We start from the raw sequence: 15,222 nt of genomic DNA, 5'->3' as shown, positions 1-15,222 counted from the left end.
CACTGCCTGGCGGGTGCGTCGTGGCAGGGCTGTGGGGTCTCGGCCTGGGCGGTTCGGCGTGGTGCCGCGTTTTCGGCTAGCTGCGTCCTCGATGCACCTGCGGCCGGGTTCTCACAGCATCTGGCGCGTTGTCTGGGTGCCCAGGCATGCTTCTCGCCTTTGCTGCTGCATGACTAGCGGCTGCTGCCCGCAGCCGCCGGGGATGCGCCACTCCGGGTCGCCTCGCACAGTGCCAAGCCTCGGTCCGGATGGTTCGCCCTGCGGGTCGCCCAACTGCGGTACACCTGCTGCCGGGTCCTCGCAGCAACTGCCGCGTCGGCTGCGCATCCGGCCTGTTGCGGCCCCGCTGCTACATCCCGACCCCGGAATCACCTGCCGCGTCAACTGCGTGCACAGCGCCGTCAGGCACCAAAGTCCGGCCAGGCAGCACCGCCGGAAGCCCCGCATGCCCGCCCGCACCAGCCACCGAGCGACCGCAAACGCTTGCCCGGCCTCCCAGCTCACCAGCCAAGTCAGCTAGGAATCCGCCCGCCCAACACCGCCAGCCGCCAAGCCCGCCGCGACAGTTCCCCAACCTCCCAGGCCACCAGCCAGGTCGGCTAGGAATCCGCCTGCTCAACGCCACCAGCCGCCAAGCCCCGCCGCAACACTTCCCCAGCTTCCCAGGCCACCAGCCAGGTCAGCTGTGAATCCGCCCGCTCAACGCCGCCAGCCTCCGTCCGGTGCCGCTCCAACGAAGCGCGATGATCTCCGCCGCGATCGACACCGCCGTCTCCTCCGGCGTGCGCGCGCCGAGGTCGAGGCCGATCGGCGACGACAGGCGTTCCAGCTCGCCCTCGGTGATCCCCGCCTCGCGAAGCCGCGCGAACCGGTCGTCGTGCGTCTTGCGCGAACCCATCGCGCCGACGTACCCGACATCGAGCCGCAGCGCGACCTCCAGCAGCGGCACGTCGAACTTCGGATCGTGCGTGAGGACCGCGATCGCCGTCCGCGCGTCGATCCGGCCCGCGTCGGCCTCGGCCTTCAGGTAACGGTGCGGCCAGTCGACGACCACGTCGTGCGCCTCCGGGAACCGGCTGCTGGTCGCGAACACCGGACGCGCGTCGCAGACCGTCACCTGGTACCCGAGATAAGCACCCATCCGTGCCATTGCGGCGGCGAAATCGATGGCCCCGAACACCAGCAGTCGCGGCGGCGGTTCGAAAGAATTCACGAAAACAGCCATGCCCTCGCCGCGCCGCTGCCCGTCGGGTCCGTAATGGAGAGTCCCGGTGCGTCCGGCGGCAAGAAGCCCACGCGCATCGTCCGCGACCGCGTCGTCCATCCGGGACGAGCCAAGGGACCCCTCGACCCGATCCGGCCACACAATCATGTGCTCGCCGACCAGCCCCGGCGTCTCGTGCTCCACGATCGTGACGACCGCGACCGGCTCGCCGCTGCGCACCGACTCGACGACGCGCTCCAACTCCGGCATCGATTCGCGGTCCACCGGCTCGACGTAGATGTCGATGATCCCGCCGCAGGTCAGCCCGACCGCGAAGGCGTCGTCGTCGCTGACGCCGTAGCGCTGCAACACCGGCTTCCGCTCGGCGACGACCTCGTTGGCCAGCTCGTACACCGCGCCTTCGACGCAGCCGCCGGACACGCTCCCGACGACCGTGCCGTCCGGCGCGACCATCATCGACGCACCCGGTGCCCGCGGGGCCGACGAAAACGTCGCCACCACCGTGCCGAGCCCGACCGTTTCGCCCGCCTGCCAGCGGCGGTACACGTCGTCCAGTACGTCACGCATCGGCAATCTCCCCGAGGAGTCGTTCCAACGTCGCCAGGCTGTGCCCGGCCAGCAAGCGGTCGATGTGCGGCAGGGCGGCCACGATGCCGGATTGGACCGGAGCATAACCCTCGTGCCCTGCGTGCGGATTCACCCAGAATACGGCGTGCGCGAGCCGGCGCAGCCTGCCGAGCTGCTCGGCCAGCAGGCTGACGTCGCCGCGCTCCCACCCGTCGGAGAACACGGTGACTACCGCGCGTCGCGCAAACCCGCGCTGTCCCCACCGGTCGAGAAACACCCGCAGCGTCTCGCCAAGCCGTGTCCCACCAGCGAAATCGGGCACCGCGGTACCGGCCGCGAGCATCGCCTGCTCCGGATCGCGCTGCCGAAGCTGCCGGGACACTCGCGTCATCCGAGTACCCAGCGTAAACACCTCGACCGACATCGGAGCAGCCCGCGCGACGACGTGCGCGAACCGCAGCAACGCGTCGGCATACGGGCTCATCGAGCCGGAAACGTCGATCAGCAAGACGACCTTCCGCGCCCGCGTCCCCCTTCGATGATGCGCCAGCCGCACTGGCTCACCACCGGACGCAAGCATCGCCCGCAGAGTCCGCGCGGGGTCAAGCGCACCACGATGCGCAGGCGCCCGCCGCGCCGCCCGCCGCCGAGGCAGTACCGGACGCAACGTCGCGAGCAATTCCCGCAAGTGCGCCCGCTCAGCTTTGGTCAACTCGGCGAGATCCCGATGCCGGAGAACCTCGTGATCGCTAGCCGCGACCCGCAGCGTGTCGTGCGATTCCTCGGCGCTGCCCCCGTCCCCGGCCGCCGCGACCAGCGGAGCGATCCGGGCTTGCTTCCGCACCGGAGTCCCCGACGTCGCCTTCGGACTGTCATCGCCTTCGAACCACCGCGCGAACGCTTCCTCGTACCGAGGCAGATCGTCGGGGTCGGAGCAGAGCGTCAACCGCCCAACCCAGTACAACTGTGTCGGCCGGGCGACATCGACCTCCGCGACCGCGGCCAGGTAAGCCTGCACCCGCCGCGCGTCACAGGCGACGCCCGCCTCCCGCAATGCCGCCGCGAACCCCGCATAGCCAGCAAGCGGGTCAGCGACTTCGGTGCTCATGTCCCCCATTGTGACCCCACCCCCGAAAACCGCGCCGCGACAGCCGATCCTGCCTGGTTCGGACGCCCTCCACTCACTCCGGCGGCGACCGGTTCAGCCGCCCGGAGCCGCGGTCGTCCGGCTGCGGGCTGCGAGTTGTCAGCCGCGGTCTTGGCGCGCAACGGTTCTTGATCGAGTTCTTGGCCGGGCTCCCGGCCGCGCGGCGGCTCTTGGCCGAGTTCCGATTCACTCAGAGGCTCTTGGGCAAGTTCTTGGCCGAGTTCTCGCCCGCGCGAACGTTCTGGGGCAAGCGCTCGGCCACTCGAAGGTTCTGGGGCGGGTTCTTGGGCACGCCAAGGTCCCGGCTTGAGCTGCTCCAGCTCGCCAGTGTTCCTCCGCAGCGCCATTCCAGTGTGAACCGCGTCGGCCCCGCAGATGTTCCGGCTTGCGCCAACTCGCCGCTCCCCGCGACCCGCACACCGCTCCATCCAGCATCCGTCGGCCAACCCCATACCGCACCAAGGCTTGCCGACGTTTCCGCCCACTAGCCACCTCCGCGTCGCGCGCAGGATTCCTGGCGCTTCCACCCGCCAGCCAGCACCGCACCGCACCGCACCGCACCGCACCGCACCGCACCGAGGCATCCCAGCACTTCCACCCGCCAGCCAGGCCCCGCGCCACGCCCAGACAACCTGGCACCTCCGCCCGCCAGGCAAGCCTCGCCACCACGCCAAGGCATCCCGACACCGCCGCCAGCCAGCCAACCCCCGCGCCGCGTTCCCGGGCGGTTCGGTTCAGCCAACCCTCCGCCGCGCGAAACTCCCCCAGGCCCCACCACACCGCTCACGGCGGCGACGAAGGGCGGCCGCGCACGCCGTCCCGCCTCCGGGACAGCGTGCGCGAGCCGTGGTTGCGCGCAGCGGCCAGCCTCGGTAGCGCAAGGCGGGCGCGCGGAACCTTCAGGAAAGAACGGGAACTCAGCGGACAGCCGGGAGGGCAGTCCGGACGAAGTCGGTCACGAGCCCTCCTTCCGGCACAGTCGCAGTCACAAGATCAGGCACTCATCAATGAAGTCGGCGAAGTCATCCAGTGATGCTTCAAGCATGCCCGATCCCGCACCCCGCCGCAACGGAATTACTTGACCGTCCACAGTAGACAAAAACTCAAGAGAACAGCGTGTCCAGCTTCGCCCGCACCCGGTCGAGATCCTCGCTGTACTTCAGCACCGCACCGAGGGTCCGCGCGGCCGTCGCGGCGTCCAGTTCGTCGCGCTGGAGCGCGAGCAAAGCCCTTGCCCAGTCGAGAGATTCGGCGACCCCGGGCGGCTTGAGGAGGTCCATCGCCCGCAGCCGGTGCACCGCGTCGGCGATCTGCCGGGCGAGCGTCTCGCCGATCCCCGGCAGCCGACGGCGCAGGATGCTGATCTCCCGAGCCAGGTCCGGGTGTTCGAGCCAGTGGTAGAGGCACCGTCGCTTGAGCGCGTCGTGCACCTCGCGAGTCCGGTTCGACGTCAGCACGACCAGCGGCGGCTGCTCCGCCCGCACCTCGCCGTACTCCGGGATCGTGACGGTGTACTCGTCCAGCAACTGCAGGAGGAACGCCTCGAACTCGTCGTCCGCGCGATCGATCTCGTCCACCAGCAGCACACACGGTGTCGTGGTGAGCGCCTGCAGCAACGGCCGTGCAAGCAGGAAACGCTCCGTGTACAGCGAGCGCTCGGCAGTTTCCGCGTCGAGCCGTCCGCCGTCTGCCGCTTCGAGTGCACGCAGGTGCAGCAGCTGACGGGGGAAGTCCCATTCGTAAAGCGCCTGCGCGGCGTCGATGCCCTCGTGGCATTGAAGCCGCACCAACGGCCACTTCAACGCTTCGGACAAGGCAAGCGCCAGCGAGGTCTTCCCGGTGCCCGGCTCGCCTTCGCAGAAGAGCGGCCGCTGCATATGCGTCGCGAGAAATCCCGCGGTGGCCAGCCCCTCGTCGGCGAGGTAACCGGTGGTGTCGAGGGCGGCCGCGAGCGCGTCGGGCGAGGCGAGGGACTCTGTCACGCCCCCGATCGTAGATCCGAGACCGCCCAGTTCGCCGTTCACCGCGTCGCTCAGAGGCTCATAACGCACGCGTTCCTGACCAGACAAGCTCCGTCAGCGCCCTAACGCTGCCAGGCCATCCGACCGCGTCGGCACCGTTCATCGCCGCTCCGCGCCAGGCCCGGCCAGGTCCCCAGGCCGATCGACATCGCTGCCGCTCCCGAGGTCACCGCACTCGACAAGCCGCACGTCGCCGCGCCCACGCAACCAGTCCCGCGCCCCGTGGTCACCGTGCGCCGAATCCGCGATCTCTCCCCACCAACGCCGCCCGAACAGCACCGGATGTCCCGGAACCCCCTGGTACGCGGCCCGGACGACGGCGTCCTCGGAAACCTCCCCGACGATCCGCGCGAGCGCCGCCGCCGGTACCCACGGCAGATCCACCAGGTGCACGAGCACGGCCGCCGACGGCTCCCCCGCCAACGATTCGAGCCCGGCTTTCAGCGACTCGCCCATCCCGTCCTGCCACCGCGCCGCGGACACCGCAGTGACCTCCGGTGGCAGCAGCTCCCGGACCTGCTCAGCCGACGCACCGACGACCACCCGCACCGAGGCGCATCCGGCCTCGGCCAGGTTCCGGACCGCCCGCTGGACCAGCGGCTCCCCGTCGTACTCGACCAGCGCTTTGGGCCCGCCGAACCGCCTCCCCGCCCCGGCGGCGAGCAGCAATCCGGCAACCGATTCCGGCATCGGCGCTCCTCAGCCCTTGATCGCTCGCCCGGGCGCGACCGCGGCGAGCTCCGCCGAAATGGCAGCCGCGGTCTCCAGCAGCGGCGGAACGAACTCGGTCCGGACGGTCTCCACCGGCGTCCGGCTCGCGTGCGTCGAGATGTTCACCGCGGCGACCGCGCGGCCCGCCCGGTTGCGGATCGGCGCGGCGACCGAACGCAGGCCCTCTTCGAGCTCCTGGTCGACCATCGCCCAGCCCTGCTCCCGGACCTTGGCCAGCTCGGCTTCGAGCGCGGTGCGGTGGGTGAGCGTGTGCGGGGTCAACCGGTCGAGGTCGGCGACGACGAAGTAGGTGTTGAGTTCGGTCCGGTCCATGTCGGCGAGCAGCACGTGCCCCATCGACGTGGCGTGCGCGGGGAACCGCGTGCCGACGTTGATGCTCACCGTCATGATCCGCGACACCGCGACGCGCGCGACGTACACGATGTCGGCGATCTCCAGCACCGACACCGAACTCGACTCGTGGACCTCCGCCGAGAGCCGTTCCAGGTGCGGTTGCGAGATCTCGGCCAGACTGAGGCTGGACAGATACGCGTAGCCGAGCTCCAGCACGCGCGCGGTGAGCGAGAAGTACTTGCCGTCGGTGCGGACGTAGCCGAGGTCCACGAGCGTCAGCAGGAACCGGCGCGCGGCCGCGCGGGTCAATCCGGTGACGCGCGCGACGTCGCTGAGCGTCGGATGCGGCGCCTCGGCGCTGAACGCCTTGATCACCGCCAGTCCGCGTTCCAGCGACTGCACGTGGTGCGCACCGCGTTCGGCCTGGTCGTCGGATTCCATGCGGCGAACCCTATCCGGCCGGCGGCTGAGCGGTGGGTTCTCCCAGCTCCGCGAGGACGCGCTGGGCGATCCCGATCGCCGTGTTCGCCGCCGGAACTCCCGCGTACACGCCGGTGTGCAGCAGGACTTCGCGGATCTCGTCCGCGGTGAGCCCGTTGCGCACCGCCGCGCGGACGTGCATCGCCAGTTCGTCGTGGCAGTGCAGCGCGGTGAGCGCGGCCAGAGTGATGCAACTGCGAGTCCGTCGGTCGAGGCCGTCCCGCGTCCACACCGAACCCCACGCCGCTTCGGTGATGTACTCCTGGAACGGCTTGCTGAACTCGGTCGTCCGCGCGACCGCCCGGTCGACGTGGTCGTCGCCGAGCACCTCGCGGCGCACCCGCATGCCCGCCTCGTAGCGGTCTCCGGTCACTGCTCCTCCGTGATCCGTTCGAGGATCAGCCGGGTGAATTCCTCCGGCTGCTCGTAGCTGCCCAGGTGCGCGGCGGAGGCTACGACCTCGAGCCGGGCACCGGGGATCCCGTCCGCGATGACCCGACCGTGCGGCTCGGCGGGCGTCGACGGGTCGTCCGCACCGGCGATCACCAGCGTCGGGGCGGAGACCTTCGGCAGGTCGCCGGTGAGGTCCATCCGCTCGATCACCTCGCAACATCCGGCATATCCCTCGTCCGGCTGAGCCGCGACCATCTCGCGCAGGTACGCGACCTGGTCCGGATGCGCCTGCGCGTAGCCCGGCGTGACCCAGCGCCCGACGCTGGCTTCCGCGACCGCCCCGGTGCCTTCAGCCCGCACGAGCCGCGCGCGATCGGCCCACATCTCGGGCGGCCCGAGCAGCGCTGACGTGCAGCACAACGTGAGGCTCGACAACCGCTCGGCGGCGTTGATACCGAGCCACATCCCGGTCATCCCGCCGAGCGACAGACCGACGAAGTGCGCGCGCTCGACCCCGAGGTCATCAAGCAACCCCAGCACGTCGCCACCCAGATCGGCCAGGTCGTACGGCCCAGGCGGCACCGGCGACGACCCGTGGCCCCGCGTGTCGTACCGGACCACGCGGAATCCGCGTTCGGTCAACGGCGCGACCTGCGGCTCCCACATCCGGTGGTCGCTGCCGATCGAGTTGGAGAACACCACCACCGGACCCGCCGCCGGGCCTTCGACGACCCGGTGCACCCGGACACTGCTCACGCTTAAACCTCCACAATGGACACGGCCGGTCAGACCGCGAAGAACACCGTCTCGCCTTCGCCTTGCAAACGCACGTCGAACCGGTAGCCGGAACCGTCCTTCTTGGCCAGCAACGTGTCCCGCCGTTCCTCGGGAACGCTCGCCAGCACGGCGTCGCCGGCGTTGTCCTGGTCCTCGAAGTACACCCGCGTGACGACCCGGTTCAGCAGCCCGCGAGCGAACACCGAGACGTCGATGTGCCGCGCCTGCGGAGCCCCGGACTCGTCCGGCACGACCCCGGGCAGCAGCGTCAGGATCCGGTACTGGCCCTGCTCGTCGGTGGGGCACCGACCGAACCCCCGGAATGGACCGGCGGACTTTCCGCGCGGGTCATCGGGGTGGTCGAACCCGCCGTCCGGATCGGCCTGCCACGTCTCGATCATCGCGTCGGGAACCGGGTTGCCCGCGCCGTCGTACACCCCGCCGCGGATCCACACGGCGCCTTCGGTGCCTTCCGGGACCACGAACGGCCCGTCGTCCCACGGCAGCCCGATGGACAGGTACGGCCCGACGGTCTGCGAAGGCGTGCCTTCCAGCCTCACTCGTCCTCCTCCTCGTCCTCGAACACCGACTGTTCCCGCCCGCGCACCACGATGTCGAACTGGAATGCCAGCGCCCATTCCTCCTCGGTGCGGTCGAGGTCGAACCGGGAGATCATCCGCTGCCGCGCCTTCTCGTCCGGAATGGAGTTGAAGATCGGGTCCTGCGAGAACAGCGGATCGTCCGGGAAGTACATCTGCGTGACGAGCCGCTGGGTGAACGCCGAGCCGAACACCGAGAAGTGGATGTGTGCGGGGCGCCAGGCGTTGTCGTGGTTCTTCCACGGGTACGCGCCGGGCTTGATGGTGGTGAACTCGTAGCGCCCGTCGTCGTCGGTCAGCGTGCGGCCGAGCCCGTCGAAGTTCGGGTCGAGCGGGGACGGCCAGCGGTCGCCGGTGTGCCGGTAGCGGCCGCCCGCGTTGGCCTGCCAGATCTCCACGAGCGAGTTGCGGATCGGCCGCCCGTCGCCGTCGAGAAGCCTGCCGGTGACGATGATCCGCTGGCCCTGCGGCTCGCCCTCGTGCTGGCGGGTGAGGTCGTTGTCGAGTTCGCCGAGCCGTCCCGGGCCGAGCAGCGGACCGGTCACCTCGGTGAGCATCTGCGGCAGCAGGACCAGCGGCTGCTTCGGATGCCGCAGCGCGGTGGAGCGGTACGGCGCGTAATCGAGCGGCGGGTGGGTGCCCTCCGGATCGGGCCGGTACTGCGGCAGGCGACGCTCGGTCGGTGTGGCCACGATGCCTCCCCTTTCTCAGCGATTCTCGAGCACGACAGCGAGACCCTGGCCGACGCCGATGCAGATCGCCGCGAGGCCCCAGCGGCCGCCGGTGCGGCGGAGCTGATGCGCCAGCGTGCCGATGATCCGGCCGCCGGACGCGCCGAGCGGGTGCCCGATCGCGATGGCCCCGCCGTTGACGTTGACGATCTCCGGGTCCAGCTTCGACCATTCTTTCAGGCAGGCCAGCGATTGCGCCGCGAACGCCTCGTTGAGTTCCACCGCGGCGAGGTCGTCCCAGCCGATGCCCGCCCGTTCGAGCGCGATCTCCGCCGCGCGCACCGGGCCGATGCCGAACACGTCCGGGTCGACCCCCGCGGCGCCGCGCCCGGCGATGCGGGCCAGCGGCGTCTTGCCGAGCCGCTCGGCCGCGGCCGCGTCGCCGAGCAGCAACGCCGACGCACCATCGTTCAGCGGTGACGCGTTGCCCGCCGTGACGGTGCCGTTTTCTTTGCGGAACACGGTTTTCAGCTTCGCGAGCTTCTCGGGCGAGGAATCCGGCCGGATACCCTCGTCCCGGGTCAGCTCTACACCTTCGACCGGGACCACGTGGTCGTCGTAGAAGCCCTCGTCCCACGCCCGTGCGGCGTTCACGTGGCTGCGCGCGGCGAACGCGTCCTGCTCGTCGCGGCCGATGCCATAGCGCTCGGCGAGCAGTTCCGTGGACTCGCCGAGGGAAACGGTCCACTGCGACGGCATCGCCGGGTTGACCATCCGCCAGCCGAGTGCCGTGTTGTACAACGTCTGGTTGCCGGCCGGGAAAGCCTTGTCCGGCTTCGGCATCACCAGCGGCGAGCGGCTCATCGATTCGACGCCGCCCGCGACCACCAGCGAAGCGTCGCCGACCTGGATCGCCCGGCTCGCCTGCATGGTCGCCTCGACTCCGGACCCGCACAGCCGGTTCACCGTCGCACCTGGCACCGACGTCGGCCAGCCGGCGAGAAGCGCGGCCATCCGCGCCACGTTGCGGTTGTCCTCGCCCGCCCCGTTGGCGTCGCCGAGCACGACCTCGTCCACAGTGGACGGATCGAGCCCGTTGCGCTCGGCCAGCGCGCGCAGGACACCCGCGGCCAGGTCGTCAGGACGCACTCCGGAGAGAGCGCCGCCGTAGCGCCCGAAGGGAGTGCGGATCGCGTCGAGTACGTAAGCGTCGCTCATTCGCCGGCCTTCTTCAGTTCGCGGAGCAGGGTCAGTTCGCGTTCGGTGGGCGCGGGGGTGGTCTTGAGGTCCGCGGCCGTCTTCAGTGTCCACCCCGTCGCTTCCACGACCTGGTCTAGCTCGACCCCGGGGTGCAGTTCGGTGAGCGTGAGCTCCGCGGTGTCCGGGTCGGGCCGCATGAGGCCGAGGTCGGTGACCACGAGCGTCGGCCCCGCTCCGCGCAGGCCGAGCCGTTCGCGGTCGCCGCGCCCGGAGCCATGGCCGAACGACGTCACGAAGTCGACCTTGTCCACGAACGTCCGCTTGCTTTGACGCAGCACGACGAACACTTCCTTGCAGGACGCGGCGATCTCCGGCGCCCCGCCCGCACCGGGAAGGCGCACCTTCGGATCGTGGTAGTCGGAACCGATGACCGTGGTGTTGATGTTGCCGAACTTGTCGAGCTGCGCGGCGCCGAGGAACCCGACGTCGATCCGGCCGGGCTGCAGCCAGTAGTTGAACACCTCGGGCACGCTGACCACCGCGTCGGCGGTGTCGGCCAGCTCGCCGTCGCCGATCGACAGCGGCAGCCTGCTGGGTTTCGCGCCGAGACAACCCGATTCGTAGATCAGCGTGAGGTTCGGGGCGTGCGTGCGCCGGGCCAGGTTCGCCGCCGTGCTGGGCAATCCGATCCCGACGAAGCACGACATGCCCTCGCCGAGCGCGCGGGCCGCGGCGATGCTCATCATCTCGTCGGCGGTGTACTCGCTCATGCCTTCACCCCGGTCAGATCGTTCAGCCACTGGGCGAATTCCTCTCGGTCCCGCCCGATCTCGTCCCACGCCTGGTACGCCGCGTTGTCCCGCTCGTAGTACCCAGCGGCGTACGACGGCGCCGCGCCGCGCGGCACCTCGGCCACCGCGGTGACCGCCCAGGACGGAAGGACCAGCGCGCCCGGCCGGGGCTCCAGCTCGTCGACGACCTCTTCCACGGTGACCAGCGACCGCTTCGCCGCGAGCACCGCTTCCTTCTGCACACCTGCGATGCCCCACAGCTGGACGTTGCCCGCCCGGTCGGCGCGCTGCGCGTGCACGATCGTGACGTCCGGGTTCAGCGCGGGCACCGCGGTGAGCTGCTCGCCGGTGAACGGGCAGGTGATCGGCTTGATCGTGTCCGTTTGCGCGGACAGATCGGTGCCGGTGTACCCGCGCAGCACCGCGAACGGAAGCCCGGAAGCGCCTGCGACATAACGGTTCGCCATGCCCGCGTGGCTGTGCTCCTCGATCTCCAGCGGCACCGGCCACGAGTGCTGCACGGCGTCGCGGAACCGGTGCAGCGAGCCGACCCCGGGGTTTCCGCCCCACGAGAAGATCAGCTTGCTCGCACAGCCCGCGCCGATGAGCTGGTCGTAGACGATGTCCGGCGTCATCCGCACGAGCGTGAGGTTCCGCCTGCCCTGACGGATGATCTCGTGCCCGGCCGCCACGGGAATGAGGTGCGTGAAGCCCTCGAGAGCGACGGTGTCTCCGTCGTGCACCAGCTCGGCGATCGCCTCGCCGAGCGACAGCACCCTTGCCATCACGAGCCCTTCCGTCTGGATCTTCCTGCTTCTGTCGTTCCGTGCTAGCGTGTTCGCATAGCGCACAGAAGTTCTACATGAGAACATAGCACGATCCGGCCGCCCGCGGGAGTGCCAAAGGGTGAAGCGGACGTCCGGAGAGACGGCACAAGACGACGCGAGGTTTTGCGAACTGCGAGGGAAGAGAGGTGATGCGATAAGACAACACGGTGCGCTAGGAGTCGGCGAACGGGTTTCGCGGCGGCACAGGGCGGCGCGGCCGTCGGCAGACCGGGATTTCGTTGCGTGGTACCGCAATGCGGAATTCGGGCCCTGCCGGCGTCAGTGGCGTTCTGTCGCGGTTGGACGCTCCGTCGCAGCTCAGGCGGGTGTCCGGCGGTGAGCGCGCCGCGAACCTCGCTCGGGCGGCACGGTCGGCATTAGGCTGCTCGGCATGCCGAAGATCGCTGTCACCCGCTGGATCCCGGACGAGGCCGTGCAGGTGCTCGGCGAAGCAGGCGAAGTCGAAATCTCGCCGGAGGACCGGCCGCTCACGCCCGAGGAACTGCGGAAGTTCGTCGCCGGATCGGCCGCAGTGGTGTCGATGCTGCACGACCGGATCGACGGCTCAGTCGCTGACGCGGCGGGTCCCGGACTGAAGGTCGTCGCGAACGTCGCGGTGGGCTACGACAACGTGGAGGTCAGTGCACTGGCCGAGCGCGGGGTCGTGGTCACCAACACGCCGGGCGTGCTCACCGACGCCACCGCGGATCTCGCGTTCGGATTGCTGCTGGCCGTCTCGCGGCGGCTCGGCGAAGGCGAACGTTTGCTGCGCGCGCGGCAGCCGTGGTCGTTCCACCTCGGCTTCCTGCTCGGGTCCGGACTGCAGGGCAAGACGCTCGGCATCGTCGGGCTCGGGCAGATCGGCCGCGCGGTGGCGAAGCGGGCGGCGGCGTTCGGGATGCGGGTCGTCTACTCCGGACGGTCGGCGAAACCGGACTTCGACGGCGAGTTCGTGTCGTTCGACGAACTGCTGCGGCGTTCCGACTTCGTGTCGCTGCACTGTCCGCTGACTCCCGAGACCCGACACCTTGTCGACGCGGACGCCTTGCGGGCCATGAAACCGAGTGCGTACCTGGTGAACACCACTCGTGGTCCGGTCGTCGACGAGTCGGCGCTGGCTGACGCGCTCGCGGCCGGCGAGATCGCGGGCGCGGCGTTGGACGTGTTCGAAAAGGAACCGGACGTCGAGCCCCGGTTGCTGGAGCGCGACGACGTGGTGCTCACACCGCACCTCGGCTCGGCGACGGTGGAAACGCGTACGGCGATGGCGGTGCTGGCCGCACGCAACGTCGTCTCGGTGCTCGCCGGTGCCGATCCGCTGACGGAGGTGGGCCGATGACCCGGGTCGTGATCGCACCGGACAAGTTCAAAGGAAGCCTGACCGCGGTCGAGGTGACGAAAGCGATCGCGCACGGCGTGCGCGATGCGTTGCCGGATGCCGAGATCTCCGCGTGCCCAGTCGCCGACGGTGGCGAAGGGACGCTGGAGGTGCTCGAGAACGCGGGCGGCTCCATGGTGCGGTTGTCGGTGCGCGGTCCGCTGGCCGAACCGGTCGACGCTCGGTACGTGCTGCTCGACGGCACGGCCTACGTCGAATCGGCGCGGGCGTGCGGGATCGAGTTCGTGACGCCGAGCCGGGAAGTCGCACTGGCCGCGCACACGTGGGGCGTCGGCGAGCTGCTGAACGACGCCCTCGCCCGCGGAGCGCGGCGGCTCGTGCTGACCGTCGGCGGCACCGCGAGCACCGACGGCGGTGCCGGGATGCTGGCTGCGCTGGGTGCCGAGGTCCTCGACGCGTCCGGTGCGCCGGTTGGTCTCGGCGGCGGGTCGCTGGCGCAAGTCGCGCGCGTCGACTTGGGCCCGGTGCGGGAGCGGCTGGGCGCAGTGCCGGTCGCAGTCGCGACGGACGTGACGAATCCGCTGCTCGGCGCGAACGGGGCGGCGGCCGTGTTCGGTCCGCAAAAAGGTGCGGCGCCGGACGACGTCCGCACGCTGGACGAAAGCCTGTCCCACTGGTCTAGGGCGCTTGTGCAGGCTGGCGCACCGGACGTCTCCGACCTGCCCGGAGCCGGGGCCGGCGGAGGTGTCGCGGCGGGAGCGATCGCGGGGTTCGGTGCGACGGTCGAGTCCGGCTTCGATCTGATCGCCGCGTTGACCGGCGTCGACACCGCGCTGACCGGTGCTGACCTGGTGATCACCGGGGAGGGCTCGCTGGACGAACAGTCGCTGTCCGGCAAGGCCCCGGCAGGCATCGCGGCTCGCGCGGGGCAGACGGGCGTCCCGCTTCTGGTGCTCGCCGGACGGATCCAGCTGGACGCGGACGCGCTGGCCGGCTTGGGAGTCGTGGGCAGCAGCGCGCTGATCGACCACGCGCCGTCGCTGGACTACGCCCGCTCGCACGCCGCGGAACTGCTGCGCGAACGGGCCGGAGTGCTAGTGCGGGACTGGCTGCGCACTACGTAGCAGAACGCCCCCGCGATCAAGCCGCGGGAGCGTTCCACACAACAACGCAGCCACCCCGCCGTCTGGACAACCCGCCTCTTGGGCGGCAGCACCGCCCAGGGATCGGCCATGAATCAACTCACCGGCCCCGGACGTCCTGAGACCTCCGGAGGCGCCGGCGAGCGGCACACGGGATCAGCGGACGGACACCGCCGCGCCGACCCCCGTGGCCGGGAGCTTGCTCGCGCAGCCCGTCAGGCGGACTGCTGCTGCGGCAGGACGGCGAAGGCGACGTCGCCAGTGTCGTCCTGCTGAACGTCGAGGACCTTGTCGTCGAGCAATGCCGCTGCCTGAGGCTCGAGGAAGACCTTGGCTCCGCCGTCGGCGCCGACGATGCGGTCGCCGTCCTCCGGGGCCGGGGCTACCGACAGCGCCAACTGGGCGCCGTCGCCTTCCATGCTCTGCAGCGCGAAGCGTAGGCCGCTCTTCTCGGAGTCACTGCCTTGTTCAGCGGTCAACGCGGTGATCGCCTCGGCGGCGGCTTCGGTAACGGTCAGCATCTTTCGGCCTTCCCTTCGTCGCAGTCGGATGCGCGCGGTTGGTTGCAGGGTGGTTTTTCACGCTAAAGGCGGCATGACGGTCGCGCAGTGTGAGCGCTAGGCCGTTTGCCGCGACGGTGGAACCTGTCACAAATACGTTTGAGATCAGGATCTTCGGGCCATGGCCGACCGGATCGCGTCGGCAACCGTGCCTCCTCCGTGGTCGACCCGTTCGCCCTGTCCGGGCACCGGGGGCCAGCCATCCCCGGCCGAGCCGAGCGACCCCAGTTCGGGGTCGCCTCCGCCGGCCTCCCCAGCAGCGTGGACCGGCGGCCGAACCTCCGGCTCGTCCCCGGCACGCTGGCTTTCCCGGACCTCGCCGGAAGCTGACGCGCCCATGGAGCCGGACGCACGAAACGAGTCGACACGAGAGCCGTCCGCACCGGGCGCTTCACTCTCGCGGAGAGTGTCGTCACCG

General features: G+C 70.2%; 15 protein-coding genes. 2 read left to right on the top strand and 13 right to left on the bottom strand.

Annotation, left to right across the window (positions count from 1 at the left end):
* Window positions 1-679: 679 nt before the first annotated feature.
* The 12 genes from EIZ44_RS05515 to EIZ44_RS05460 all read right to left on the bottom strand — a co-directional run bounded on the left by EIZ44_RS05515 (window position 680) and on the right by EIZ44_RS05460 (window position 11,721).
* A complete protein-coding gene (locus EIZ44_RS05515) occupies window positions 680-1,792 on the bottom strand; it encodes an XdhC family protein (protein ID WP_037810189.1) in 1,113 nt (370 codons plus the stop codon).
* Window positions 1,785-2,900: a vWA domain-containing protein gene (locus EIZ44_RS05510; RefSeq protein WP_134727876.1), complete on the bottom strand. Its 1,116-nt coding sequence runs from the start codon at window positions 2,898-2,900 to the stop codon at window positions 1,785-1,787. The genes EIZ44_RS05515 and EIZ44_RS05510 overlap by 8 nt, the downstream gene beginning before the upstream one ends.
* Window positions 2,901-4,042: 1,142 nt before the next feature.
* Window positions 4,043-4,921 (bottom strand): AAA family ATPase, encoded by an 879-nt coding sequence (locus tag EIZ44_RS05505; RefSeq protein WP_134727875.1) that lies wholly within the window; start codon window positions 4,919-4,921, stop codon window positions 4,043-4,045.
* Between the two features lie 138 nt (window positions 4,922-5,059).
* Window positions 5,060-5,650 carry a nucleotidyltransferase family protein gene (locus EIZ44_RS05500; RefSeq protein WP_134727874.1) on the bottom strand — a complete coding sequence of 197 codons (591 nt, stop codon included), beginning with the start codon at window positions 5,648-5,650 and terminating at the stop codon, window positions 5,060-5,062.
* A gap of 9 nt (window positions 5,651-5,659) precedes the next feature.
* Window positions 5,660-6,466 (bottom strand): IclR family transcriptional regulator domain-containing protein, encoded by an 807-nt coding sequence (locus EIZ44_RS05495; protein ID WP_037810187.1) that lies wholly within the window; start codon window positions 6,464-6,466, stop codon window positions 5,660-5,662.
* A 10-nt stretch (window positions 6,467-6,476) separates the two neighbouring features.
* Window positions 6,477-6,878: a 4-carboxymuconolactone decarboxylase gene (gene pcaC / locus EIZ44_RS05490; RefSeq protein WP_037810186.1), complete on the bottom strand. Its 402-nt coding sequence runs from the start codon at window positions 6,876-6,878 to the stop codon at window positions 6,477-6,479.
* Entirely contained in the window at window positions 6,875-7,654 is a 780-nt protein-coding gene (gene pcaD / locus EIZ44_RS05485; RefSeq protein WP_134727873.1) for a 3-oxoadipate enol-lactonase, read from the bottom strand. The genes pcaC and pcaD overlap by 4 nt, the downstream gene beginning before the upstream one ends.
* A gap of 29 nt (window positions 7,655-7,683) precedes the next feature.
* A complete protein-coding gene (pcaG, locus tag EIZ44_RS05480; protein ID WP_134727872.1) occupies window positions 7,684-8,235 on the bottom strand; it encodes a protocatechuate 3,4-dioxygenase subunit alpha in 552 nt (183 codons plus the stop codon).
* Complete coding sequence (gene pcaH, locus EIZ44_RS05475) at window positions 8,232-8,966, bottom strand: protocatechuate 3,4-dioxygenase subunit beta (protein WP_037810181.1); 735 nt, start codon at window positions 8,964-8,966, stop codon at window positions 8,232-8,234. Before pcaH ends, pcaG begins: the two co-directional genes overlap by 4 nt.
* 15 nt (window positions 8,967-8,981) lie before the next feature.
* A complete protein-coding gene (locus EIZ44_RS05470) occupies window positions 8,982-10,163 on the bottom strand; it encodes a thiolase family protein (RefSeq protein ID WP_037810180.1) in 1,182 nt (393 codons plus the stop codon).
* Window positions 10,160-10,915 carry a CoA-transferase subunit beta gene (locus EIZ44_RS05465; protein WP_043833033.1) on the bottom strand — a complete coding sequence of 252 codons (756 nt, stop codon included), beginning with the start codon at window positions 10,913-10,915 and terminating at the stop codon, window positions 10,160-10,162. The genes EIZ44_RS05470 and EIZ44_RS05465 overlap by 4 nt, the downstream gene beginning before the upstream one ends.
* Window positions 10,912-11,721: a CoA transferase subunit A gene (locus EIZ44_RS05460; RefSeq protein ID WP_037810177.1), complete on the bottom strand. Its 810-nt coding sequence runs from the start codon at window positions 11,719-11,721 to the stop codon at window positions 10,912-10,914. The genes EIZ44_RS05465 and EIZ44_RS05460 overlap by 4 nt, the downstream gene beginning before the upstream one ends.
* Window positions 11,722-12,154: 433 nt before the next feature.
* On the opposite strand from EIZ44_RS05460, the gene EIZ44_RS05455 reads away from it, so the two are divergent.
* Together EIZ44_RS05455 and EIZ44_RS05450 are read left to right on the top strand one after the other, a co-directional pair.
* Window positions 12,155-13,102, top strand: a complete 948-nt coding sequence (locus EIZ44_RS05455; protein ID WP_037810175.1) for a 2-hydroxyacid dehydrogenase — start codon at window positions 12,155-12,157, stop codon at window positions 13,100-13,102.
* Window positions 13,099-14,226, top strand: a complete 1,128-nt coding sequence (locus tag EIZ44_RS05450; RefSeq protein ID WP_134727871.1) for a glycerate kinase — start codon at window positions 13,099-13,101, stop codon at window positions 14,224-14,226. The genes EIZ44_RS05455 and EIZ44_RS05450 overlap by 4 nt, the downstream gene beginning before the upstream one ends.
* A gap of 233 nt (window positions 14,227-14,459) precedes the next feature.
* Here the strand turns inward: EIZ44_RS05450 and EIZ44_RS05445 are convergent, their stop codons facing one another.
* A complete protein-coding gene (locus EIZ44_RS05445; protein ID WP_009074268.1) occupies window positions 14,460-14,765 on the bottom strand; it encodes a hypothetical protein in 306 nt (101 codons plus the stop codon).
* Window positions 14,766-15,222 lie beyond the last annotated feature (457 nt).

It is taken from the genome of Amycolatopsis nivea, from assembly GCF_004522235.1.
GTDB lineage: Bacteria > Actinomycetota > Actinomycetes > Mycobacteriales > Pseudonocardiaceae > Amycolatopsis > Amycolatopsis nivea.
The sequence above is the reverse complement of the archived record's forward strand: the minus strand, read 5'-3'. Positions and strand labels throughout refer to the sequence as shown.